Origin of the sequence: Pectobacterium aroidearum (genome assembly GCF_041228105.1) — a bacterium.
Taxonomy (GTDB): Bacteria; Pseudomonadota; Gammaproteobacteria; order Enterobacterales; family Enterobacteriaceae; genus Pectobacterium; species Pectobacterium aroidearum.
This window is the reverse complement of record NZ_CP166097.1, coordinates 5,011,917-5,033,308: the sequence shown is the minus strand read 5'-3', so window position 1 is coordinate 5,033,308 and position 21,392 is coordinate 5,011,917. Positions and strand designations below refer to the sequence as shown.

General features: G+C 50.9%; 22 protein-coding genes. 11 read left to right on the top strand and 11 right to left on the bottom strand.

The window, feature by feature from the left end:
* Nucleotides 1–2: 2 nt before the first annotated feature.
* From coaD to rfaD, 8 genes are all read right to left on the bottom strand, one after another.
* Complete coding sequence (gene coaD, locus AB8809_RS22710; protein WP_349856931.1) at nucleotides 3–491, bottom strand: pantetheine-phosphate adenylyltransferase; 489 nt, start codon at nucleotides 489–491, stop codon at nucleotides 3–5.
* 38 nt (nucleotides 492–529) lie between these two features.
* The gene (gene waaA, locus AB8809_RS22705) at nucleotides 530–1,807 is read right to left on the bottom strand and encodes a lipid IV(A) 3-deoxy-D-manno-octulosonic acid transferase (protein ID WP_349856852.1); all 1,278 of its coding nucleotides are present in this window, start codon (nucleotides 1,805–1,807) and stop codon (nucleotides 530–532) included.
* An 84-nt stretch (nucleotides 1,808–1,891) separates the two neighbouring features.
* The gene (locus tag AB8809_RS22700) at nucleotides 1,892–2,665 is read right to left on the bottom strand and encodes a glycosyltransferase family 2 protein (protein WP_349856851.1); all 774 of its coding nucleotides are present in this window, start codon (nucleotides 2,663–2,665) and stop codon (nucleotides 1,892–1,894) included.
* 144 nt (nucleotides 2,666–2,809) lie between these two features.
* Nucleotides 2,810–4,057 carry an O-antigen ligase family protein gene (locus AB8809_RS22695; RefSeq protein ID WP_349856850.1) on the bottom strand — a complete coding sequence of 416 codons (1,248 nt, stop codon included), beginning with the start codon at nucleotides 4,055–4,057 and terminating at the stop codon, nucleotides 2,810–2,812.
* 61 nt (nucleotides 4,058–4,118) lie between these two features.
* On the bottom strand, nucleotides 4,119–5,198 hold the full coding sequence (rfaQ, locus tag AB8809_RS22690) for a putative lipopolysaccharide heptosyltransferase III (protein WP_369986816.1): 1,080 nt from the start codon (nucleotides 5,196–5,198) through the stop codon (nucleotides 4,119–4,121).
* Between the two features lie 22 nt (nucleotides 5,199–5,220).
* A complete protein-coding gene (gene rfaC / locus AB8809_RS22685) occupies nucleotides 5,221–6,183 on the bottom strand; it encodes a lipopolysaccharide heptosyltransferase RfaC (RefSeq protein WP_349856847.1) in 963 nt (320 codons plus the stop codon).
* On the bottom strand, nucleotides 6,180–7,247 hold the full coding sequence (gene rfaF, locus AB8809_RS22680) for an ADP-heptose--LPS heptosyltransferase RfaF (RefSeq protein WP_349856846.1): 1,068 nt from the start codon (nucleotides 7,245–7,247) through the stop codon (nucleotides 6,180–6,182). Before rfaF ends, rfaC begins: the two co-directional genes overlap by 4 nt.
* 23 nt (nucleotides 7,248–7,270) lie before the next feature.
* Nucleotides 7,271–8,203, bottom strand: a complete 933-nt coding sequence (gene rfaD / locus AB8809_RS22675; protein WP_015842179.1) for an ADP-glyceromanno-heptose 6-epimerase — start codon at nucleotides 8,201–8,203, stop codon at nucleotides 7,271–7,273.
* A 242-nt stretch (nucleotides 8,204–8,445) separates the two neighbouring features.
* On the opposite strand from rfaD, the gene AB8809_RS22670 reads away from it, so the two are divergent.
* Nucleotides 8,446–9,642: a glycine C-acetyltransferase gene (locus tag AB8809_RS22670; RefSeq protein WP_349856844.1), complete on the top strand. Its 1,197-nt coding sequence runs from the start codon at nucleotides 8,446–8,448 to the stop codon at nucleotides 9,640–9,642.
* A 10-nt stretch (nucleotides 9,643–9,652) separates the two neighbouring features.
* On the top strand, nucleotides 9,653–10,684 hold the full coding sequence (tdh, locus tag AB8809_RS22665) for an L-threonine 3-dehydrogenase (protein ID WP_015842177.1): 1,032 nt from the start codon (nucleotides 9,653–9,655) through the stop codon (nucleotides 10,682–10,684).
* 50 nt (nucleotides 10,685–10,734) lie between these two features.
* Here tdh and AB8809_RS22660 read toward each other — a convergent pair whose 3' ends face one another.
* Complete coding sequence (locus AB8809_RS22660; RefSeq protein WP_349856843.1) at nucleotides 10,735–11,682, bottom strand: divergent polysaccharide deacetylase family protein; 948 nt, start codon at nucleotides 11,680–11,682, stop codon at nucleotides 10,735–10,737.
* 2 nt (nucleotides 11,683–11,684) lie between these two features.
* Complete coding sequence (envC, locus tag AB8809_RS22655; protein ID WP_349856842.1) at nucleotides 11,685–12,986, bottom strand: murein hydrolase activator EnvC; 1,302 nt, start codon at nucleotides 12,984–12,986, stop codon at nucleotides 11,685–11,687.
* A 371-nt stretch (nucleotides 12,987–13,357) separates the two neighbouring features.
* Here envC and AB8809_RS22650 point away from each other — a divergent pair, with 371 nt between their 5' ends.
* From AB8809_RS22650 to AB8809_RS22610, 9 genes are all read left to right on the top strand, one after another.
* Nucleotides 13,358–13,789 (top strand): rhodanese-like domain-containing protein, encoded by a 432-nt coding sequence (locus AB8809_RS22650; RefSeq protein WP_015842174.1) that lies wholly within the window; start codon nucleotides 13,358–13,360, stop codon nucleotides 13,787–13,789.
* A 203-nt stretch (nucleotides 13,790–13,992) separates the two neighbouring features.
* Nucleotides 13,993–14,463: a protein-export chaperone SecB gene (gene secB / locus AB8809_RS22645; RefSeq protein ID WP_014913761.1), complete on the top strand. Its 471-nt coding sequence runs from the start codon at nucleotides 13,993–13,995 to the stop codon at nucleotides 14,461–14,463.
* The gene (gene gpsA / locus AB8809_RS22640; RefSeq protein WP_015842173.1) at nucleotides 14,463–15,482 is read left to right on the top strand and encodes an NAD(P)H-dependent glycerol-3-phosphate dehydrogenase; all 1,020 of its coding nucleotides are present in this window, start codon (nucleotides 14,463–14,465) and stop codon (nucleotides 15,480–15,482) included. Before secB ends, gpsA begins: the two co-directional genes overlap by 1 nt.
* A gap of 267 nt (nucleotides 15,483–15,749) precedes the next feature.
* Nucleotides 15,750–16,571 carry a serine O-acetyltransferase gene (cysE, locus tag AB8809_RS22635; RefSeq protein ID WP_015842172.1) on the top strand — a complete coding sequence of 274 codons (822 nt, stop codon included), beginning with the start codon at nucleotides 15,750–15,752 and terminating at the stop codon, nucleotides 16,569–16,571.
* A 310-nt stretch (nucleotides 16,572–16,881) separates the two neighbouring features.
* Nucleotides 16,882–17,520 (top strand): lipid IV(A) palmitoyltransferase PagP, encoded by a 639-nt coding sequence (pagP, locus tag AB8809_RS22630; protein WP_349856840.1) that lies wholly within the window; start codon nucleotides 16,882–16,884, stop codon nucleotides 17,518–17,520.
* A 409-nt stretch (nucleotides 17,521–17,929) separates the two neighbouring features.
* Nucleotides 17,930–18,409 (top strand): Hcp family type VI secretion system effector, encoded by a 480-nt coding sequence (locus AB8809_RS22625; protein ID WP_015842170.1) that lies wholly within the window; start codon nucleotides 17,930–17,932, stop codon nucleotides 18,407–18,409.
* Nucleotides 18,410–18,425: 16 nt separating this feature from the next.
* Nucleotides 18,426–19,142, top strand: a complete 717-nt coding sequence (locus tag AB8809_RS22620; RefSeq protein WP_194431423.1) for a hypothetical protein — start codon at nucleotides 18,426–18,428, stop codon at nucleotides 19,140–19,142.
* Nucleotides 19,143–19,475, top strand: coding sequence for a DUF2645 family protein (locus AB8809_RS22615; protein WP_349856839.1), 333 nt, complete (start codon nucleotides 19,143–19,145; stop codon nucleotides 19,473–19,475).
* Nucleotides 19,476–19,607: 132 nt separating this feature from the next.
* Entirely contained in the window at nucleotides 19,608–20,507 is a 900-nt protein-coding gene (locus AB8809_RS22610) for a carboxylate/amino acid/amine transporter (RefSeq protein WP_180778835.1), read from the top strand.
* On the opposite strand, the gene metR is transcribed toward AB8809_RS22610, so the two are convergent.
* Nucleotides 20,413–21,348 (bottom strand): HTH-type transcriptional regulator MetR, encoded by a 936-nt coding sequence (metR, locus tag AB8809_RS22605; RefSeq protein ID WP_180778836.1) that lies wholly within the window; start codon nucleotides 21,346–21,348, stop codon nucleotides 20,413–20,415. The two genes, AB8809_RS22610 and metR, sit on opposite strands and share 95 nt — an antisense overlap.
* Nucleotides 21,349–21,392: the final 44 nt, after the last annotated feature.

Genomic DNA, 21,392 nt, shown 5'->3' with positions numbered 1-21,392 from the left:
TTCTAGCTCTTCGTTGATAGTTTGTTTTGCAAGGCACTCACGATGGCATCGGGCAAGAAATGTGATACGTCACCGCCGTGACGAGCCACTTCTTTGACCAGTGAAGATGAAATAAACGACCACTCTTCTGACGGCATCAGAAAAACGCTTTCGAGCGTCGGCATCAGGTGGTGATTCATCTTTGCGAGCTGGAGTTCATATTCGAAATCGGCAACGGCTCGCAAACCGCGTACGAGAATATTGGCGTTTTGCTGCTGTGCGAAGTGCGCCATAAGATCGCTGAAGCCGATGACGTCGACATTCGATAGATGCTCTGTCGCGCCTTTTGCCAGCGCCACGCGTTCATCCAGTGTGAAAAGTGTCTGCTTGCTCGGGCTGGCGGCGATGGCCAGCACCACATGGTCGAACAGTCGTGATGCCCGCGTAAGCAGATCCAAATGGCCATTGGTTAATGGATCGAACGTTCCGGGATAAATCGCTTTGGTTGTCATCACGTCAGCCCTTCATTCAATGTATGGTAGCGACTGCCTTACTGTGTCCGCTGGGGCAAATAAGGTTCCAGAAGCGTAAGCAGCATCTGTAGTGCGCCCTGATTCTGGTGTAACACTTCCACGGCGTGTCGACCATAGTAGAGGCGATAGTCTTCGTCGGCGAGCAGTTTCCCTACTTCTTTGCCAAGTGAGTCTGCATCGGTCACGGTAATCAACCCGTCGGCCTGATCTAGCTTGTTGCAGATATCTTTGAAATTGAACGTATGTGGTCCCATCAATACCGGAATAGCATGGGCTGCGGCTTCTAACGGATTATGTCCGCCCCGTTCAACCAGACTGCCACCCACAAAAGCCAGATCGGCGATGCCGTACAGCAGCATCAGTTCGCCCATGGTGTCTCCAATGACCACCTGAGTATTGGCAGAAGGCTGTTCACCACTGCTGCGCAGCGTGTAGGAGAAACCCAGATTCTCTGTTAACGCCTGTGTCGTGGAGAAGCGTTCCGGGTGGCGAGGCACAAGAATTAGCAATAAGTCAGGATAGGTGGCAAGCAGTTGTCGGTGAGTCGCCAGAACGATCGCTTCTTCACCTTCATGCGTACTAGTGGCAATCCATACTGGACGATGTGGCGCCCATTGTCGGCGTAATGTAATGGCTCGGGCCGCCAGTTCTGGCGTCACGGAAATATCAAATTTGAGGCTGCCGGTCACTTTCAGGCTGGAGCGCTTCAGGCCAAGATCGATAAATCGATTCCCATCTTCCTGATTCTGCGCAGCGACGAGGGTAATGCGGCGTAGGATATGACGCATTAGCTTCCCGATCTTTTTATAGCCTGCAGCAGAACGTTCTGACAGCCTGGCATTCGCAATGACCAGCGGAATCTCGCGTTTATGCAGCTCTGCGATCATATTAGGCCACAGTTCGGTTTCCATTATGATGACGATTTTCGGACGAACCTGGTCAAAAAAGCGTTTCAGAGCGCAGGGTAAATCATAAGGCAGATAAACGTGATAGACCGTGTCGCCAAAAGCGGAGCGCACGCGCTCGGAGCCGGTTGGCGTCATGGTTGTTACTGTGATCGGCAGATTGGGGTAACGATGGCGCAGAGCTCTCACCAAAGGAATGGCGGCCAGCGTTTCACCCACCGAAACGGAATGCAGCATGATACCGTCTGGCTTAACCTTCTCTGCACAAAAACCGTAACGTTCACCCCAGCGCCGACGATAGGCGGGCGCTTTACGGCCACGAAGCCACAGGCGAAGCCAAATCAACGGTTGGATGAGGTACAGGATAATGGTGTAGAGAGTTTGTAGCATAAGGTTTACTGTTATCGGTTATCGCTGGGGTGATTTTATCGGGTTAGTGAGGATAAGGCTATGTTTGGTGGTATCACCCGTTCCTCACAACTTTATATTATTACGGGACCATAACCCAGCGTATTTATTGAATGTGTACTGTGCATTAATAATCGCGAGTAGAAAACCGTGTTTCCCATCTAAAAAACCGGCACGTAATATCCAGGTTTTTAAGAATGCCGAAGCAGTATGCGTCAGGATACTCAGGTAACGGCATTTTTTCCCCTGACGGTGTCGTTCTTCCGCCCATGCTGAAGCGTAGCGTAACTGTTTCTGTTGAAAAGCAGCGAAGTCTCGGCAGGTTAAATGCAATAAATCACCTGATAGATGCGTCAATGTGGCTGAGCCATAATCAAGAGATTCGTGCACGCTGTTGTCGTTATAGCGGTAGCGCTGATTCGCATAGAGGCGGATAACGTTATCGGGATACCATCCGCTATGTTTCATAAAACGACCAAGGAAAAAATTGCGCCGTGAGCAGTGGTAAACCGTATTATCGTCAGCGTCTGAGGCAGCAAGCACGGCTTCGATTGATTGCCGCAATTCGGGCGTCACTCGCTCATCAGCGTCAATCATGAAAACATAATCACCGCTGGCATAATTCTGCGCGCGCTGTCGCTGCTTGCCATATCCCGGCCAGTCGTCGTGTTGATAGACTTTGGCACCGTATTGATGCGCGATCTCTACCGTGTTATCTGTGCTGCCGGAATCGACGACAATGATTTCATCTGCCCATGCGACAGACTGGAGGCAATCGGCGATCAGCTCTGTTTCATTTTTGGTAATCATGACAACGGATAAACGTTTATGCGTGTTCACTATATGCCCTATGATGCTGGAAATGATGGAACAGGCAGAGAAAGGCGTTCTCTTGCCGCCTAAGCGTTAAACCCAATGGCACCGGTGTTTTTAAGTGCCATTGAGTGAGCAGCATGATGCTAACGTAACGCTATTCTGACGTAATTATGAAGCTGCGCCGTGCTGTGGCGCTGCGTTTTTATTGCGCTTCAGCAGTGGAATATGCTTTGCCAGCAGGAGTGCGGTCAGAATCACAAACAGGTGGCCTTCGGTTGAGTCCAACAGGAATGAGTTAAAGAGATTACCACTTAAATAAATGACCAGAAGCGTAACAAAAATGCTTTTCTCTCGAGGTGGCTGGTTCCATGCGGCGATAGCAAAACTGGCCATCCATAAAAGGAATATGACAAGGCCGACGGCACCATTCTGTATCGTTTCCAGTAAATACTGGTTGTGTGGGTTATTTACGCTGTAGCCTGTTTCAGGGTTGTGGTACCAGAAACTTCCTGCGCCGTTGCCCAACAGCGGAGCCTGCTCAATTAATTGCGCAGCCTGTAAAATAAATGCGGTGCGTTGCCCCATTGAGCTATCACAAGCAGAATAAGCATCGCCCGTTTTTTGCTGTAGACAGTTTTGTATTTCGTGGACACCAAGTGTAATGCGTTCGGCTGCGCGGTTAGGAATCGTAAACAACAGGCCAATGACGACAATGCCAGAGCCTAGTGCGAGCAGGGCCTGACGCGGTTTCAGAGAGAGCAATGCCCAAGCGCCAATACCTGCAATAAGGGCGATGTATCCGATTCTACCTTGCACCATAAACAGTATATTGCAGCAAGCGACTAGTGCTAATAGCAGGTAACCGATTCGTCCAGATCCCTGGCTGATTCTGGCTCGCTCAAGCCAGAGAAATACGGCCATGGCCATAAAAAAGTTTTGAGTAATCTGTAGCTTAAAAACGGTCGGGTTCGCAGGGTCGATATGCCCAGGAAATAGATGAAACAAACCGCCAGCGATACTCAGTGCAAGGACAATACCATTTCCCAAGAGAAAGCCGCTGAATAACGCCTTGCTCTGTGCTGATTGGAGCACAAAGAATAAAGCAAGAGGCAGGATGTACAGCAGCTTCTTATATTTTTCGACCATCTCCGGCCCTGCCTCATGATGATGAGTGAGCAGGGATAGCGCTAATAAGCCGATCATCAACGCGGGGAGGATCACCATCGGATGAATAATCATCTGACGCCAATACTTCATATCCCGGTATTTCAAGACGCAGATGAGCGCCAGGACCAACGCGACTTTCAACAGTTGATTAGAAAGCGGCAGAGAAAGCCCAAGCAAGAAGGCGGTAATCGTGGGGAAATTTCTCTTATCGGCGTCCGTAAAGCATGCGGGCAAAAAATCAAGTTTCATACAATCTCACAGGTGTAAAAAGCGACTTGTTGGCGTCTTCTTTATTTACATATTAAGGGGTTTAGGAAAGCCACTTGCTGGTCGCAGCAATCACGTCAGAGACCGGAATGGCATCAAGGTAACGCTCCTGTGTGTTGGTATCAATTTCCTCGGGCTTGGGGAGTGGGCGATAGTCGCCAGCCCATAATAATGTGTGTGGTGCCTGCCATGGATGCCACTGTTTCAGGTTGCTCGGGCCAAATAGCGCAACAGACGGCGTTTGTCGTGCTGCCGCCATGTGCATCGGTGCAGAATCCACGCCGATAAATAACTGTGCTTTATCAATCAGTATCGCGAGCTGAGGCAATTCCAGTTGTCCGGTCAGATTTACAATCTGCTCCGGGTTTGCCACGTTGTTGATGATGCTTGTCGCTATCTGCAATTCTTCGGCTGATGTCCCGCCAGCAAGAACCACGCGTTTTCCCTGATTTGTCAGATGATCAATTAATGCTGCGAAAGAGAGCGCAGACCAGGTTTTGAACGCCCAGCGAGCCCCTGGGTGGATCAATATGTAGTTAGATAGGTGGTACTGTTCGAGCAATTGGCTGACATGTTTTTCATCCTCCGGTCGCCAGAACATCTTCACTGAGGTATCCGTCTCAGGAAATTCCAAGGGGGCGAGGATAGAAAGATTGTTTAAAACAGTGTGTTGCTCGTTGTGTTGCGTCGTCTCAACCAACATATCATGGCAAGACTTCCATAAGAGGTTGTCCCTCTTTGGCCAACGGAAGCCAATGCTAATCGCAGGGGTGAGGAATTTACAGTAAAGTGCAGCGCGCCATTGATCGGAAAGATTGATGATGAGGTCGTATTGTTGTGCTTTCAACGCTTTCCAAAGCGTACTTTCTCCATGCCATTGTGCACGGATACCTTCATGTTTGAGATTCCTGTCAACGGTTAAACAGGTGTGAACATCTGGATTGCCGGATAGCATGACTTCTGTACCGCTATAAACCAGTACATCAATCTGGGCACTCTCGTAATGCTGTTTCAGCGTCCCTAATAACGGGGTGGTCAACAAGACGTCACCGAAATGCCGTAGTTTGATGACCAGAATTCGCTTAATGCGTTCTCTGGCTAGCCGTTTTTCTTTCGAATGCATATGCATTACCAAAACTCGTCGGTTATATAAGAGATTGTAATTGTTGAAAGATTGCTTGAGGTGAAATTGTATCCATGGAATTGTCACCAGACATTTCCACCACCTGATTCATCCCGTAGCCGCCAATCAGACCCGGGTCGGTTGGCCCATATAAGGTGATATTTGGACGATCCAGCGCTGCCGTCAGGTGGCTAAGCCCGGTATCGACGGAAACGACGGCTTTGGCGCCTGCTAATACCTCAGCGACCTGTTGCAGCATGAGGCGCGGTAAGACCTCAACGTGGGGGAACCCTTCCGCCAGCCGTAACGCGCGCTGGTGCTCATGTTCCGCTCCCCAGGGAAGTTTGATGCGTAGTCCGCTCGGTGCCAATAGGGCAATCAACTCGCGCCAGTGCGCTTCCGGCCAGTGTTTTTCATCGCGCGTTGTGGCGTGGAGAAACACCAGGTAGCGGTTGGCGTCTGCGGGCGGCTGGGAGGGGAAGCGCGAGGCAATGGCATAATCGCCGCGCTCGGCGGGTTTCCGATAGCCCAAGCTGGCGGCAAACAGTTCGCGTACGCGCTCAACGGCATGCTGTTGACGGCTGATCGGATGGCGATAGTTATAAAACCAGCTTGCCAGCGGCTCACGCGCGTTCTTGCAATCCAATCCGTGTTTCTTTCCATTGGCGAGTCGCGTTACCAGCAGCGCGCTTTTAATCAGCCCCTGCGCATCGATAACCGCATCATAGCGGTGCTGGCGTAGCTGGCGTTTAAAGTCTGCACGCTCCTGACGTGTCGGGGCGCTGAACCAGCTTTTGCGCCAGCGGCGTATCGCCACCGGAATAACGCGGGAAACCGCCGGGTGCCAACTGGGGATTTGCGCGAAACCTTCTTCAACCACCCAGTCGAACTGAATACCGGGTATAACCTGCATCGCATCGGTTAAGGCCGGTAACGTATGCAGCACATCACCCATCGACGATGTTTTCACGATCAGCACTCTCATGCGTCTGCTCCCGGCAGCGGGTTTTCTCTTTGCGTGAAATAGTTATTGAGCGCGCTGAGCACGCGTTCGGGCTGAATGTCGATCAAACTCTGGTGATAGCCTTGTTCAGCATCCCCTTTGCGCACACGGTGATAGCCGGTGATCAGCCGAATCACCTCGGCCTGATGGGACAGCGGCGGGGTAAAATCGGGGCTGCTCGGGCCGTAAAGCGCAACAAGCGGACGATGAAGCGCCGCAGCAACGTGCATGAGCCCGGAGTCGTTGCTGACGACGGCGTGGCAGGCGGCAATCAGCACCACTGCCTGTTCCAGCGAGGTTTTTCCCGCCAGACTGGCGCAATGTTGTCGTGCGTCTTCCGTCAATCCCTGAAGAATGTCGTCACAGGCTGAACGGTCATTGGCTGAACCGAACAGCGCGATCTGGTAGCCGCGCTCAATCAGTGATTGCGCCAGCGCAGCATAGTGATAATGCGGCCACCGTTTGGCGGGACCGAATTCGGCACCGGGGCAAAAGCCGATGATGGGGCGTGCATCTCTGAGGTCGAAGGCCTGCCTCATGTCCGCAATTTCGGCCTGATTGACCTGTAACTGTGGCCACAGTAACGGCTGCGGCAGATCCTCAGCACGACGAATACGGCTACTGTCATAAGCTAATGCGGCGTAACGCTGAACCATCAGCGGGAATGCCGCCTTATCCAGCACGCGTAAGTCGTTCAGCAGCCCGTAACGCATTTCTCCGCGCCAGCCTGTGCGCTGCGGAATGTTGGCAAAGAACGGGACAAGCGCGGATTTAAAGGAGTTGGGCAGCACGTAAGCGCGATCGTAACCTGCATCGCGCAGCGATACGCCAAGACGGCGACGTTCGCCCAGCTCAAGTGCGCCGTGACCTAGCGGCATGGCTAACGCCTGATTGACTTCCGGCATACGTGCCAGCAGCGGACGGCACCAGGCTGGCGCCATCACGTCAATAACCGCTTCCGGGTGTTCAGCCTTCAACGTGCGATAAAGGCTGTGCGACATCATCATATCGCCGACCCAGGAAGGGCCGATGACCAAAATTTTCATACCGCTTATGAATCCTTATTTGATTAAACGGTACGGTTCAGCCAGGCCATATATTCCGCCACGCCTTCGGCGACGGTTTTGAACGGCTTGTCATAACCTGCGGCACGCAAGTTGGTGAGGTCAGCCTGAGTGTAGGCCTGATAGCGACCTTTCAGCTTCTCGGGGAACTCGATGTATTCCACGCCGCCTTTCTTGTGGAACGCAAGCGTAGCGTCGGCAACAGCCTGGAAGGATTCGGCACGGCCAGTACCGCAGTTGAAGATGCCGGAAACACCGTTTTGCCAGAACCATAGGTTGACGGCTGCGACATCACCGACGTAGACGAAGTCACGCTTGAAGTTCTCGCTACCGGAGAACAGCTTCGGATTTTCACCCTGATTGATCTGGTTGTTCAGATGAAACGCGACGCTCGCCATGCTGCCTTTGTGACCTTCACGAGGTCCGTAGACGTTGAAATAGCGGAAACCGCAGATCTGCGATTCTGCTTCAGGGAGAATTTCACGCACGTACTGATCGAACAGGAATTTGGAGTAGCCATAGACGTTCAGCGGCTGCTCGTACTGACGTTCTTCGATAAAGTTATCGTTGCGACCACCGTAGGTTGCGGCGGAAGAGGCATACAGGAACGGAATGTTGCGATCGAGGCAATAGTGCAGCACATCTTTGGAATACTGATAGTTGTTATCCATCATGTACTTGCCATCCCACTCGGTGGTGGAAGAGCAGGCACCCTCATGGAATACGGCATCGATATCGCCCAGATCGTCGCCTGCAACGATGCTGGCGATAAAGTCTTCCTTATCCATGTAATCTGCGATATCCAGATCGACCAGATTGACGAATTTGGTGCCATCTTTCAGGTTATCGACAACCAGAATGTCCCGATAGCCGATGTCATTCAGAGATTTTACGATATTGCTGCCGATAAAACCGGCACCGCCAGTAACGATAATCATGGGCGCGACCTTTGTTAATCTTGCTGGTGAGGCACCGCGCCCCACACTGTTTATGACCGCTATAATAGCATTTCATTTTACCGCAAGCAGCCAGAGCTTAATTTATCCCGTGTTGCGCCAACTTTTTTAAGATGATTCAGGCCGTGACGAAGCCAGCATTTTCAGACTGTTTACCCCGCATTTCTGCCCACATCCGCTAGCTTAAAAACCATAAAGCGATCTTTGTATGGGAGAGTAACGCTATGCCTGCCGCATTTTATCAACAACTTACTACACAAATTATGGCAGCTCGCACCGAAGGGGTGTTCAAGGAGGAGCGCATCATTACCTCTGCGCAGCAGGCTGAAATTGAGGTGATGGACAGCAACCGCCTGCTCAACTTCTGCGCCAATAATTATCTTGGTCTGGCGGACAGCCCTGAGCTGATTGCCGCCGCAAAAGCCGGATTGGACAGCCACGGTTTCGGCATGGCCTCGGTGCGCTTCATCTGCGGCACGCAGGATATCCATAAACAGCTGGAGCGTAAGCTGGCGGATTTTCTGGGAATGGACGACGCGATTCTCTATTCCTCCTGTTTTGATGCCAACGGCGGGCTGTTTGAAACGCTGATGGGGCCGGAGGATGCGATTATTTCCGATGCGCTCAATCATGCCTCAATCATCGACGGTATTCGGCTATCGAAGGCGCGGCGCTACCGTTATGCCAATAACGATATGAACCAACTGGAAGCGCAACTGCAACTGGCCAGAGCGGAAGGAGCAAGGCACATCATGATCGCCACCGATGGCGTGTTCTCGATGGATGGTGTGATTGCGGATTTGCAGAGGATTTGCGATCTGGCGGATCGTTATGATGCGCTCGTGATGGTTGATGATTCCCATGCGGTGGGATTTGTGGGTGAACAAGGACGCGGAACGCATGAATACTGTGGGGTGATGGAGCGTGTCGACATCATTACTGGGACGCTAGGCAAGGCGCTGGGAGGCGCGTCGGGTGGTTATACGGCAGGCAAACGTGAGGTGATCGACTGGCTGCGCCAGCGCTCTCGGCCCTATCTGTTTTCCAACTCGCTTGCGCCAGCCATTGTTACTGCGTCGCTCAGCGTGCTGGATCTGCTGGAAAGAAGTGGGGAACGGCGTAAGCGGCTGTGGGAAAACGCCCGTCTGTTTCGTGAAAAGATGGCTGCCGCTGGGTTCACCTTGGCGGGGGCCGATCACGCCATTATCCCCGTAATGCTGGGTGAGGCACAGTTGGCGCAGGATTTTGCTCAGGCGCTACAGCGGGAAGGCGTGTACGTCGCAGGCTTTTTCTATCCTGTGGTTCCCCTCGGTCAGGCGCGCATTCGTACGCAAATGTCGGCCGCTCATACGCCGCAGCAAATCCAATTCGCCGTTGAGGCTTTTACCCGCGTGGGCAAACGTCTGGGTGTGATCATCTGAGGAAATCGTCATGAAAGCATTGGCAAAATTGCGGCCGGAAGAGGGCATCTGGATGGTGGACTCCCCCACGCCGGAGCTCGGGCATAACGACATCATGATTAAAATTCGCAAAAGCGCGATTTGCGGAACGGATGTGCATATCTATAACTGGGACGAATGGTCGCAGAAGACCATTCCCGTTCCGATGGTTGTCGGGCATGAATACGTGGGAGAAATTGTCGCTATCGGTCAGGAGGTTAACGGTTTTCATATTGGCGATCGGGTCTCTGGCGAAGGACATATTACCTGCGGATATTGCCGCAACTGCCGTGCCGGGCGGCGTCATTTATGCCGCAATGCCATCGGCGTCGGAGTAAATCGCCCCGGTTCATTCGCGGAGTATCTGGTGATTCCTGCCTACAACGCGTTTCGCATTCCCGACAATATTTCTGACGAGCTGGCCGCCATTTTCGATCCTTTCGGTAATGCGGTGCACACTGCGCTTTCTTTTGATTTAGTGGGTGAGGATGTCTTGATTGCTGGCGCAGGGCCGATAGGCATGATGGCGGCGGCGGTGTGTCGTCACGTTGGCGCAAGAAACGTCGTGATTACCGATGTGAATGCGTACCGTCTGGATCTTGCCAGGAAAATGGGGGCAACGCGGGCCGTCAATGTGGCAGAGGAAAGGCTGGCTGACGTCATGATAGAACTGGGCATGACCGAAGGGTTTGATATTGGGTTAGAGATGTCGGGTGCGCCATCGGCCTTTCGCGCCATGCTGAAAGCGATGAACCACGGTGGGCGCATCGCCATGCTGGGTATTCCGCACGAACCGATGTCGATTGACTGGGGAGAGGTGATTTTTAAAGGGCTGTTTATCAAAGGTATCTACGGACGGGAAATGTTCGAAACCTGGTACAAAATGTCGGCGCTGATTCAATCCGGGCTGGATTTGTCACCGATTATCACCCACCGCTTTCACATTGATGAGTTTCAAAAAGGCTTTGATGCCATGCGCTCGGGTCAATCTGGCAAGGTTATTCTCAATTGGGACGAGAGATAACCCTGCCGCCGCGAGTCAGCGTGATGACAAAAGGGAACGTGTCACTGAAACTACGGTTGTTTGTGCGTTTCGGTTTCTGCCGGTGCCACCCAGGTTTGCCAGCGGTGTTTGATAAACATCACTGGGGCGCTTTCCCGAATGCTGCTGCTCACTAGTTTGAAGAACATATCGTTCTTGACCGGTTCTGGCGGCTGCTTGACCCGACACTGCGGTATGCCACGGAACGGATTACGTGGTTTAACCGGCTGTTGCGGCTGAGGCTCGTACTGCCGCGTCGGCTCGTTCAGCAACTGGCTGGGGCGGACTAAGACGATATCGGCATCCAGCGTGGGCAGCATCTGCTGCAAAACGCGGATGGTTGAAGGATGTGGATGCCCGATAGCGATAGCTGAACCGCTGCGACGGGCAATTTGCACCGCGCGGGTAAACTGCTTACGAATCTCGGCTTCGTTTTGCGAATCATCCAGAAAGACTTTGCGTTTGATGACTTTGACGCCCGTTCCTGCCGCAGCCTGACTCGATTGGCTGCTGCCAATGGTCATGCTATCAAGGAAGTAGAGCTGATAGGCGCTCAGCGCCTGCATGACTTTTTGCATGCCGGGCAGGCTGGCGGTCATCGCGCTGCCCATATGATTGTTCAGCCCCACAGCGTAAGGCACGTTATTGACCGATTGGCGAATGATGCGCTGAATTTCATCGCTGCTCATGTCCGGGCGTAACGTGTCACGCTCCAGCGGCTGCTTGCTCATCGGTGCCATTGGTAGATGGATCAAGACTTCTCGCCCTTGCTGGTGGGCTTTTGTCGCCATGTCGCGGGCGTATGGCGCGTTGGGTAATACCGCGACAGAAATCGCCGTTGGCATTGCCAGAATCTGGTTCTCATTATGCGGACGATAGCCGAAATCATCGATGACGATGGACAGTTTCCCTGCCAGCGCGAAAGGAGACAACGCGAGCAGACTCAATGCCAGTAACGGTGTTTTGGTTAAATATGACAAGACTATCTTCCCAGCCAAGGTTGTGGGTTGACCGCCTGACCCTGACGACGGATTTCAAAATACAGCCCGGGCTGGCTCTGCCCGCCGCTGGTACCAACCAGCGCAATAGGTTGACCGGCTTTGACCTGAGCGCCAACGGAGACCAGCGCGCTCTGGTTATAGCCGTACAGGCTCATATCGCCTTTACCATGCTGCACAACAACAACTAACCCGTAGCCCTGTAACCAGTCGGCCATCAGTACGGTGCCGTCGGCGATGGCTTTCACTTCTGTTCCTTCCGGTGCGGCAATCACCAGACCTTTCCAGCGCAGTTCGCCCTGTAGCGGTTCGCCGAAGCGGTGTTCGATGCGGCCGTTAACCGGCCAGATGGCTTGACCTGAAGGTCGCCCTAAACCGCCGGTTCGCGCCATGAGTGAGCGTTCACCTTCAGTCGGTTTGTAGCTGCTGCCGCTGCGTTTGGCCTGTTCTTCTTTGGCGCGAACCTTGGCGGCTTCACGCGCTTCCCGTTCGGCACGGGCTTTCGCTTCTCGCTCGGCGCGGGCGATCTGGTCGCGCAGCCGGGTTTCATTCTGGCGCAGCTCCGTCAGTTGTTGCCGATCTTTTTCCAGCGAGCTTTCCAGCGTCGACAGCGTTTTCTTCCGATCGGACTGCGCCTGCTCCAGCGTCTGCTGTTGCTGCTGCTGGTCACTCAGCAGCGTTTTTTGCTGCGTCTGTTTTTGTTCCAACTGACGTTTTTGGTCAGCCAGTTCCACACGGGTTTGCTGTAAGTCGTGGATAGATTTCTGGCGTGCTTCATTCAGGTAGCCGAAGTAGGCGAGGATGCGCTCGTTGCGCTGGCTTTCCTCTCCGCTCAGCATTAATTGCAGCGCGCTGTGCTGACCTTGCCGGAAGGCGGCGTCGAGCTGGCGGGAGAGCAGCGTTTGTTGCTTATTCTGCTGAGACTGTAGCTTTGCGATAGAGGCGCTAAGGCTGGTTAGTTCTTTATTTAGCGTGGACAGCGTATTGCGCGTTTCATGCAGTTGGCGACTGGCCTGAGAGATAGACTGCTCTTGCTTTTTCAACTGCTGGACTAACGCACTGCGCTGCTTTTGTTGTTCCTGAACGCTTTTTTCTTTCGCGGCGATATCTTGTTGCAGGGTCTTGAGCTGTGCCTGATTATCTTCCGCCTGGCTGAGCGCGGGCAACAGCAAAACGCCAACGCAGAGTGCGCTGACGCAGCGGGTGAGCAGCCTTTGTAATGCGGATAAATGGCGATCGGCGCTACATGCCACTCGACTCTGTACAAATAACGCGTTTTTACTCATAGCGGTGAATTATTCCACGATGAACAGCGGCTTACCAGTTGTCTCTTGTCTGATTTCTATTTCCAGACGTGACAAGCATGGCACAAAGACGGGCATCTATGCGCATCAATAATGGATAAATGGAAAGCTCTGCGCATAAAATGAGGGAATGGCATTATTTGGTACGCCAGTTTCTGTGGCTGGCTATCTCTTGCTGGCGCTTACGGGCTTGCGCTGGGATAGCCTCAAACATCTATCCTGGTAATTTTTGGGTATCGCGCCGCAGATTCGATACGCTATGTTGGCTTACTGGCTGTAATTGCCGTATCGCGCAGGTATACTCAGGAACCTTTATTTTTGTTGCTTAACTGATCCGGGAGCCGTTACACCCCATGCAAGAGATTATGCCATTTGTTAGCAAGAACCCTATTTTGAGCATCGCCTGGGTTGCGCTGTTGGTTGCGGTAATTGTACTTACTGTGAAGAGTAAACTGTCGAACGTGAAAGAAGTGGTTCGCGGTGAAGCGATCCGACTGATTAATAAAGAAGATGCTGTCGTCGTTGATATCCGTAACCGTGATGATTATCGCCGTGGCCATATTGCCAGCGCATTTAACCTGTTGCCGAACGACATCAAAAACGGCAGCGTAGGTGAACTTGAAAAACATAAGTCGCAGCCGATTATCGTGGTATGCGCCAACGGCCTCTCTTCACGCGAAGCGGCCGAGAATTTGCACAAAGCCGGTTTTGAGCGTGTGCAGGTATTGAAAGACGGCCTGGCTGGCTGGAGCGGTGAGAATCTGCCTTTAGTCCGCGGCAAATAAAACGGTTTGTGGTAAAACTATCCTCGTCGTGCCGTATGTGATAGGTCATAGTGTGATCGGTCATATGCAGCGAAAATGGCAACGATTTGGCAGGATAACCGACAGGCTGATTGCAGTACGACAATGACATAAATGTGCTGACGTCCGCCTACTTATGACGACGGAAGACGTCAAGAAAATCTAACAAAAGGGTATTACTTAACATGTCTGAACAAAACAACACAGAAATGGCTTTCCAAATCCAGCGTATCTACACCAAAGATATCTCTTTTGAAGCGCCGAACGCGCCTCAGGTGTTCCAGCAGGAATGGCAGCCGGAAGTAAAACTGGATCTGGATACGGCGTCCAGCCAACTGGCTGATGACATCTATGAAGTTGTTCTGCGCGTGACCGTAACGGCTTCTCTGGGCGAAGAAACTGCGTTTCTGTGTGAAGTTCAGCAAGGTGGTATCTTTACCGTTGGCGGCATTGAAGGAACTCAACTGGCGCACTGCCTGGGTGCTTACTGCCCGAACATTCTGTTCCCTTACGCGCGTGAGTGCATCACCAGCCTGGTTTCTCGCGGCACCTTCCCGCAACTGAATCTGGCTCCGGTTAACTTTGATGCGCTGTTCATGAATTACCTGCAGCAGCAGACCGAAGGTGAAGGCGCTGCGCAGCATCAGGATGCCTGATGAACGCGTCTGACGCTTCCATGACCGTCATCGGTGCCGGTTCATACGGCACCGCTCTGGCCATTACGCTGGCGCGTAATGGCCATCGAGTCGTGCTGTGGGGCCACAACCCCGCGCACATTCAGGCATTACAGGCCGCTCGCTGTAATCAGGCATTCCTGCCTGATGTCCCTTTCCCCGATTCACTACAGTTGGAAACCAATCTGGGGCAGGCGCTTGCTGCCAGCAGAAACGTGCTGGTTGTTGTGCCGAGCCATGTGTTTGGTGATGTTCTGCGTCAGTTGAAACCGCATTTGCGTGCCGATGCGCGTATCGTGTGGGCGACGAAAGGGCTGGAAGCGGAAACGGGACGGTTGTTGCAGGATGTCGCTCGCGAAGCGCTGGGCGAAACCATTCCGCTCGCGGTGGTATCCGGCCCGACATTCGCTAAAGAATTAGCAGCTGGCATGCCGACGGCTATTGCTCTGGCATCGACGGACCGTGAATTTGCTGACGATCTGCAACGTCTACTGCACTGTGGAAAGAGCTTCCGCGTATACAGCAACCCAGATTTTATCGGTGTGCAGCTGGGCGGGGCGGTGAAGAACGTCATTGCTATCGGTGCCGGGATGTCTGACGGCATTGGGTTTGGCGCAAATGCACGCACCGCATTGATCACCCGTGGGCTGGCTGAAATGACTCGGCTTGGTACGGCGCTGGGGGCGGATCCCACCACCTTCATGGGGATGGCTGGGCTGGGCGATCTGGTGCTGACCTGTACTGATAATCAGTCCCGTAACCGACGCTTTGGTATGATGCTGGGGCAGGGAATGGATGTGCAGAGCGCGCAGGATAGCATTGGCCAGGTTGTTGAAGGGTATCGCAATACAAAAGAGGTTCTGGCATTAGCGCAGCGCTACGGCGTTGAAATGCCGATTACCGAACAACTCTGGCAAGTTCTCTATTGCGGAAAAGACGCCCGAGAGGCGGCACTGAGCCTGTTGGGGCGCACGCGTAAAGACGAAACCGCCAAATTATAAAACACGTCGTTCTATGCTCTAAATAATTCGAGTTTCAGGAAGGCGGCAAGAGAAGGAATCCCGATGAGCTTACTCAGGTAAGTGACCCGGGTGACTGAACGTAGCCAACGCACATGCAACTTGAAGTATGACGAGTATATGCTGGGCTTCCTAATCTTGGAGGCTCATAGTATCTTCATTTTCTTGTATGTGAGCGGTGGTGCTAATCAGTCCGCCGTTTGAGAACAGATATACGTTGTGGTGTGTGGCATCTCGGAGAGTATGGCAATGTCGACAGAAGAACTGGAACTGGTCTGGACCAATATCAAGGCAGAAGCGCGCAGTCTCGCAGATTGTGAACCGATGCTGGCCAGCTTTTTTCATGCCACATTGCTGAAACACGAGAATCTGGGGAGTGCGCTGAGCTATATGCTGGCGAATAAGTTAGCCAATTCGATTATGCCTGCGATTGCTATTCGTGAGGTGGTCGAAGAAGCCTATAGCGCCGATCCACAGATGATCGTTTCTGCCGCGCGCGATATTCAGGCGGTCTGCCTGCGCGATCCAGCAGTAGATAAATACTCGACGCCGCTACTCTACCTGAAAGGGTTTCATGCATTACAGGCGTATCGTATTGGTCACTGGCTTTGGTCGCAGGATCGTCAAGCGCTGGCGGTCTATTTCCAGAACCAGATCTCGGTCTCTTTTGGTGTCGATATTCACCCAGCGGCGAGAATCGGCTGCGGGATCATGCTCGATCACGCAACCGGTATTGTGATCGGCGAAACCGCCGTCGTTGAAAATGATGTCTCCATTCTGCAGTCCGTGACGCTGGGCGGTACGGGCAAAACCAGTGGCGATCGTCACCCTAAAATTCGCGAAGGCGTAATGATTGGCGCAGGCGCGAAAATTCTGGGGAACATTGAAGTCGGCTGTGGTGCGAAAATTGGTGCCGGTTCTGTCGTGTTGCAATCCGTTCCTCCACACACGACGGCGGCAGGTGTGCCAGCTCGTATCGTCGGTCGCCCGGAAAGCGATAAACCCGCTATGGATATGGATCAGTATTTCAACGGCATCAATCGCGGTTTTGAATACGGTGATGGCATCTAACACCCGTGGTGTAGGTGATTCACCGTCTCTTGCTATCTATCCCGAAAAGGTTCTCCATCAGAGCATAAACCACCAACAAATAAGGTGTTTTTTTGTTATTCTTCCTAAGAAACATCTGAAAACCACGCTGAATTCACTATCTATTTAAGTACAGCCACTGTTTATCCCTTCATAATAGGCTGCTTTAGTTTCCTGTTGATGTAGGCAGGTTGCGTAAACTGAACTATATATTTTGGTAACAACCAAGAATAGCTTTGCCTGGATTACCTTTTTTTGAATGGAATCGTGACGCCGTTACAGAGAATCTTATATGTATTTGAAGCGAACTTTAATCACGTTGAGTTTGATTACACTACCCATTGTTCCTTTTTTGAGCTACGCAGCAGAAAGCATAAATAATACGAGCAGCACCGAAAATCTTGCCCCTGTCACGGTGGATTCCAGTGATCCGGTATCGGATAAGCAGGGGGAAAGCTGGTGGCAGAGAAGTAAAAATAACCTGTCCACTACTTGGAACGCGCCGCAGAGCCACGATATTTATATCCCGGCGATTACCTGGCATAACCGCTGGACATACGATAAAGAAAAGACTGATAGATATAATGAAAGGCCGTGGGGCGCGGGTTACGGTGTTTCCCGTTTGGATAAGGATGGGGATTGGCACGGGATTTATATCATGGCTTTTAAAGATTCCTTTAATAAATGGGAACCTATCGGTGGCTATGGTTATGAAAAGCGTTGGCGGCCAACCAGCGATCAGGATTTTCAACTGGGTCTGGGTTTTACGGCTGGCGTAACGATGCGTGATAACTGGAACTATATCCCTATTCCGGTTTTGTTGCCTTTGGCATCGATAAGCTATAACAAGCTCTCTTTCCAGGCGACTTACATTCCCGGTACATACAATAACGGCAATGTTTTCTTTGCATGGTTAAGATGGCAGATTTAGTAGCCTTTTCTTTTCATCAAGAATATTTTGATGTAAAGAAATGAATCCTAATACAGCCTGTTAACGATCCCGTATTACTGGGGTCGTTACTGCTTCGAACGGTACTATATCTATAGTATAGGTTAACGAAATCGTATCACTCCACAATGATTTACTAAGCATTTATATTTATTAATACTATTATAATTTTTATTATATGGCGTAGTTATTGAGTTTTTTATTGACGAAACTATAATCAGTCATTAGTTTGGGTTTGTTAAATTCCGGATAAAAATTATAGTATGCTATAGTTTGGTGATATTTATTAATCATGGATGTATCTAATAGATATTTAAAGTGTATTTTTAACGCATTCTATTAATGAGTAAAAGTAAGGTTTTATGGATTAACTGAGATAAAGGGATTTTATATGGCAAATAATATTTATCTAACGTTGACGGGAAATCAACAAGGGAAAATATCTGCTGAGTGTGGCACCATCGACTCGATTGGTAATAAGTATCAGATAAGGCATCAAGACCAAATTTTTGTTTTGCAATTCGATCATGCTATCAGTCGTAACCAAAATATTAATCATCAACCTATAACGTTCTGTAAACCCATTGATAAATCATCTCCGCTCTTGGGTAATGCTATAGCAAATAATGAAAAACTTGAGCTTTTGTTCGACTTTTACCGAACCGCGCAGACTGGAGTACAGGAGAAATATTATTCTGTTAAACTTATTGGAGCAGTTATAAGAAACATTGCCGTTTCCTATCCACACGCTTTAACCCATGCAGAGAACCAACCAGAAGAAATGATATCTGTTGCTTATCAAAGCATAGATTGGCAACACCACATTGCTGGAACTGGTGGCTATAGTTTATGGGAAGAACAGGTGTATTAATATAAAAGGAACGATGGTGAAAGAAAATATTATCGTAAGAAATAAATTTTGTGATATTTCTAAAGTTAGATTTAGAAAATGGGACGAAATTGATGTTCTTTTCTGGAAGTTTGGTAAAAGCAATCCTGAAAGAAAGAGTGGTGGGTATTATTTAAATGCATATAAAGATTCATATATTCAGTACAATAAAGAAAAAATAATAAAGTACTCCCATCAGGCTGGAATCCTTCCTGAGCTACTCGGTGGTGTTGCTTGGATTGAGTCCGGTGGAATGCCAGAAGAATATAAATTTCAGGTTTTTGAGATAAAACGGATTTTGAGATTAAAGTCATCCCCTGAAAATAAAACCTCTTTTGGTTCTGTTGCTATGCAAATTCAAGTTGCAGCGAGAACGTTAGGATTAAATCCGGACACTTTGACGACGCGAGATCAGCTTGAATTAGCTACTTGTCTGATGGAGGACGATTTTAATCTCTGGATTGTTGCCCAGCATCTAAGAGATATGATTCTCTATGATTATCCTGATGTAGCAGCGCTTTACTTGAATGATGAACAGTACATGATGGCAGGAGTCCGTTACAACCGGGGTATACAGAGAAAACTGAGTGAGTTTATTCGTTTCATTGATGCTAAACCGGAACGTGGTTCTATTGAGTTCGACTACATTTCTTATGGAATACGGTTACTGCAAATTAGAAACCATATAAGAAAACTTCTGGGGCTTGATATCTGAATGAAAATACGTAAGGGAAATATCGTAGATGTTATCACTATGGTGGGGTATTTTTTATTCGCCTATTTTATAATGGAGTTACTTTCGATCAACAAATATGACTGGATGATGGAGCCGGGAGACTCTATCTGTAGTATTCCCCATCAGTCTTTCCGTAATCGAACTTTACAGGCAGGGGCGGCGGCTCTATTGTTAGTGACGCCTTTATTTATTGCATTAGCACGTAATCTTTACATTAAAAATCGCTATAAAACAGTTTATTACATGATTGGTATACTGTGCGTCACGGTATACGGTGGCTGGCTTTTTTTTGGTCGATTTGCGCTATGCTAATCGATGAATTTTGTCAGAATGGTCCGATGCTTTCATTTGTCTATTATTTACCCTAATGTAAACCACATTGACTGAAATTCATTCAGTCATCTCCGTTACAATGGCGCTACTTTTTTCTAAGCGGATGCTGTTGTGCCATTACTTACTATCACCACTATCTTGTGGGCATTTTCATTCAGTCTGATTGGCGAATATCTTGCGGGTCAGGTTGATAGCTGGTTTTCTGCGATGTTCCGTCTGACGGCGGCGGCAGTGGTGTTTTTGCCATTTTTACGCCTGCGCGGCTATGCGCCACGCGTTATTTTCTTGTATCTGTTAGTGGGTGCTTGCCAACTGGGTATCATGTACCTGTTCGTGTTCCAGGCTTACCTGTACCTGACCGTACCTGAGTTTTTACTCTTTACGGTGATGACGCCGCTGTACGTCACGCTGATTTACGATCTGCTCGCTCGGCAGCGCTTGCGCTGGGGCTATGTCATGAGCGCTCTGCTGGCGGTATTCGGCGCAGCCGTTATCCACTATCACGGCGTGAGTGAGCATTTCTGGTGGGGATTCCTGCTGGTGCAGGCGGCTAACGTATGTTTTGCAGCAGGTCAGGTTGGCTATAAGCGCTTGATGGAGCTCTATCCGGTGCCGCAGCACTGTGCATTTTCCTGGTTTTATCTGGGGGCGGCGATCGTGACGATAACCGCGTGGTTGCTCTTCGGCAATCTGGATAAATTACCCACCACAACCTTGCAGTGGGGCGTGCTGGTCTGGCTGGGGATTGGCGCTTCCGGCCTGGGTTATTTCATGTGGAACTACGGCGCCACTCAGGTGGATGCCGGAACGCTCAGCATAATGAACAACTTTCATGTGCCTGCTGGGCTCTTGGTCAACTTCGCTATCTGGCATAAAACGCCAGACTGGCTGAGTTTTATCGTGGGAACGGTCATTATCACGTCCTCGCTGTGGGTACACCAGCGTTGGGTCGTGAAGCGTCCTTCACAAACGGTAAGTGCTCACAAGCGTGCTGACGCGCCGAACGAATAAACGCATCAATCACCGGTTGGCGCTGCTCTCCGTCGCGGACGGCGGCGTACAACCGGCTCCACAGTCCATCACCCAGCGATTTGGTGACAATCAGCCCCTGACGCTCGAAACTTTCCACCACCCAGTGCGGTAGTGCGGCGATGCCCATGCGGGCGGCAACCATCTGAATCAGCAGCAGCGTATTATCCACGCTTTTCAGCGCAGGGCTGACGCCTGCCGGCTGCAAAAAGTGACGCCAGACGTCCAGACGCTGCCGCTGTACCGGATAGATCATCAGGGTTTCGGCGGTGAAATCCTCCGGTTCGATTTTCTCTTTCTGAGCTAGTGGATGCTCGGGAGCCAGCGCCAGCCTGACTTCAAAATCAAACAGAGGCGAATAGTGCAGGCCACTGCGCGGCATGATGTCGGAGGTCATGACCAGATCCAGCTCGCCTTGCTGGAGCGCTGGCTGAGGGTCGAATGTCACGCCCGATTTAAAGTCCATCGCCACCTGCGGCCAATGTTGATGGAACTCGTCTAGCGCAGGCGTCAGCCACTGAATACAGCTATGGCACTCAATAGCCAGACGCAGCGTGGTTTGGTGCGGCTCATGGCAGGCCTGCAACGCCTGCTGGATCTGTGGTAACACCTGCTCTGCCAACTGCAACAGAATGTCTCCCTGAGGCGTAAAGCGCAGCGGCTGGCTTTTGCGCACGAATAGCCTGAACCCAAGGCGTTGTTCCAGATCGCTGAACTGGTGGGATAACGCCGATTGAGTTTGGTGAAGCGCAGCGGCAGCGGCGGCTAACGATCCGGTATTGCGCAGTGCTTGCAGCGTTCGCAGGTGTTTGAATTCGATCATGAGAGTCCTTCACAGTGACAGTGAATAAATTGCGCTTGTGGTTA

Coding starts and splice junctions, on each gene's coding strand:
- coaD (WP_349856931.1), bottom strand. CDS start 491: ATGACAACCAAAGCGATTTATCCCGGAACGTTCGATCCATTAACCAAT.
- waaA (WP_349856852.1), bottom strand. CDS start 1,807: ATGCTACAAACTCTCTACACCATTATCCTGTACCTCATCCAACCGTTG.
- AB8809_RS22695 (WP_349856850.1), bottom strand. CDS start 4,057: ATGAAACTTGATTTTTTGCCCGCATGCTTTACGGACGCCGATAAGAGA.
- rfaQ (WP_369986816.1), bottom strand. CDS start 5,198: ATGCATTCGAAAGAAAAACGGCTAGCCAGAGAACGCATTAAGCGAATT.
- rfaC (WP_349856847.1), bottom strand. CDS start 6,183: ATGAGAGTGCTGATCGTGAAAACATCGTCGATGGGTGATGTGCTGCAT.
- rfaF (WP_349856846.1), bottom strand. CDS start 7,247: ATGAAAATTTTGGTCATCGGCCCTTCCTGGGTCGGCGATATGATGATG.
- rfaD (WP_015842179.1), bottom strand. CDS start 8,203: ATGATTATCGTTACTGGCGGTGCCGGTTTTATCGGCAGCAATATCGTA.
- AB8809_RS22670 (WP_349856844.1), top strand. CDS start 8,446: ATGCCTGCCGCATTTTATCAACAACTTACTACACAAATTATGGCAGCT.
- tdh (WP_015842177.1), top strand. CDS start 9,653: ATGAAAGCATTGGCAAAATTGCGGCCGGAAGAGGGCATCTGGATGGTG.
- envC (WP_349856842.1), bottom strand. CDS start 12,986: ATGAGTAAAAACGCGTTATTTGTACAGAGTCGAGTGGCATGTAGCGCC.
- AB8809_RS22650 (WP_015842174.1), top strand. CDS start 13,358: ATGCAAGAGATTATGCCATTTGTTAGCAAGAACCCTATTTTGAGCATC.
- secB (WP_014913761.1), top strand. CDS start 13,993: ATGTCTGAACAAAACAACACAGAAATGGCTTTCCAAATCCAGCGTATC.
- gpsA (WP_015842173.1), top strand. CDS start 14,463: ATGAACGCGTCTGACGCTTCCATGACCGTCATCGGTGCCGGTTCATAC.
- cysE (WP_015842172.1), top strand. CDS start 15,750: ATGTCGACAGAAGAACTGGAACTGGTCTGGACCAATATCAAGGCAGAA.
- pagP (WP_349856840.1), top strand. CDS start 16,882: ATGTATTTGAAGCGAACTTTAATCACGTTGAGTTTGATTACACTACCC.
- AB8809_RS22625 (WP_015842170.1), top strand. CDS start 17,930: ATGGCAAATAATATTTATCTAACGTTGACGGGAAATCAACAAGGGAAA.
- AB8809_RS22615 (WP_349856839.1), top strand. CDS start 19,143: ATGAAAATACGTAAGGGAAATATCGTAGATGTTATCACTATGGTGGGG.
- metR (WP_180778836.1), bottom strand. CDS start 21,348: ATGATCGAATTCAAACACCTGCGAACGCTGCAAGCACTGCGCAATACC.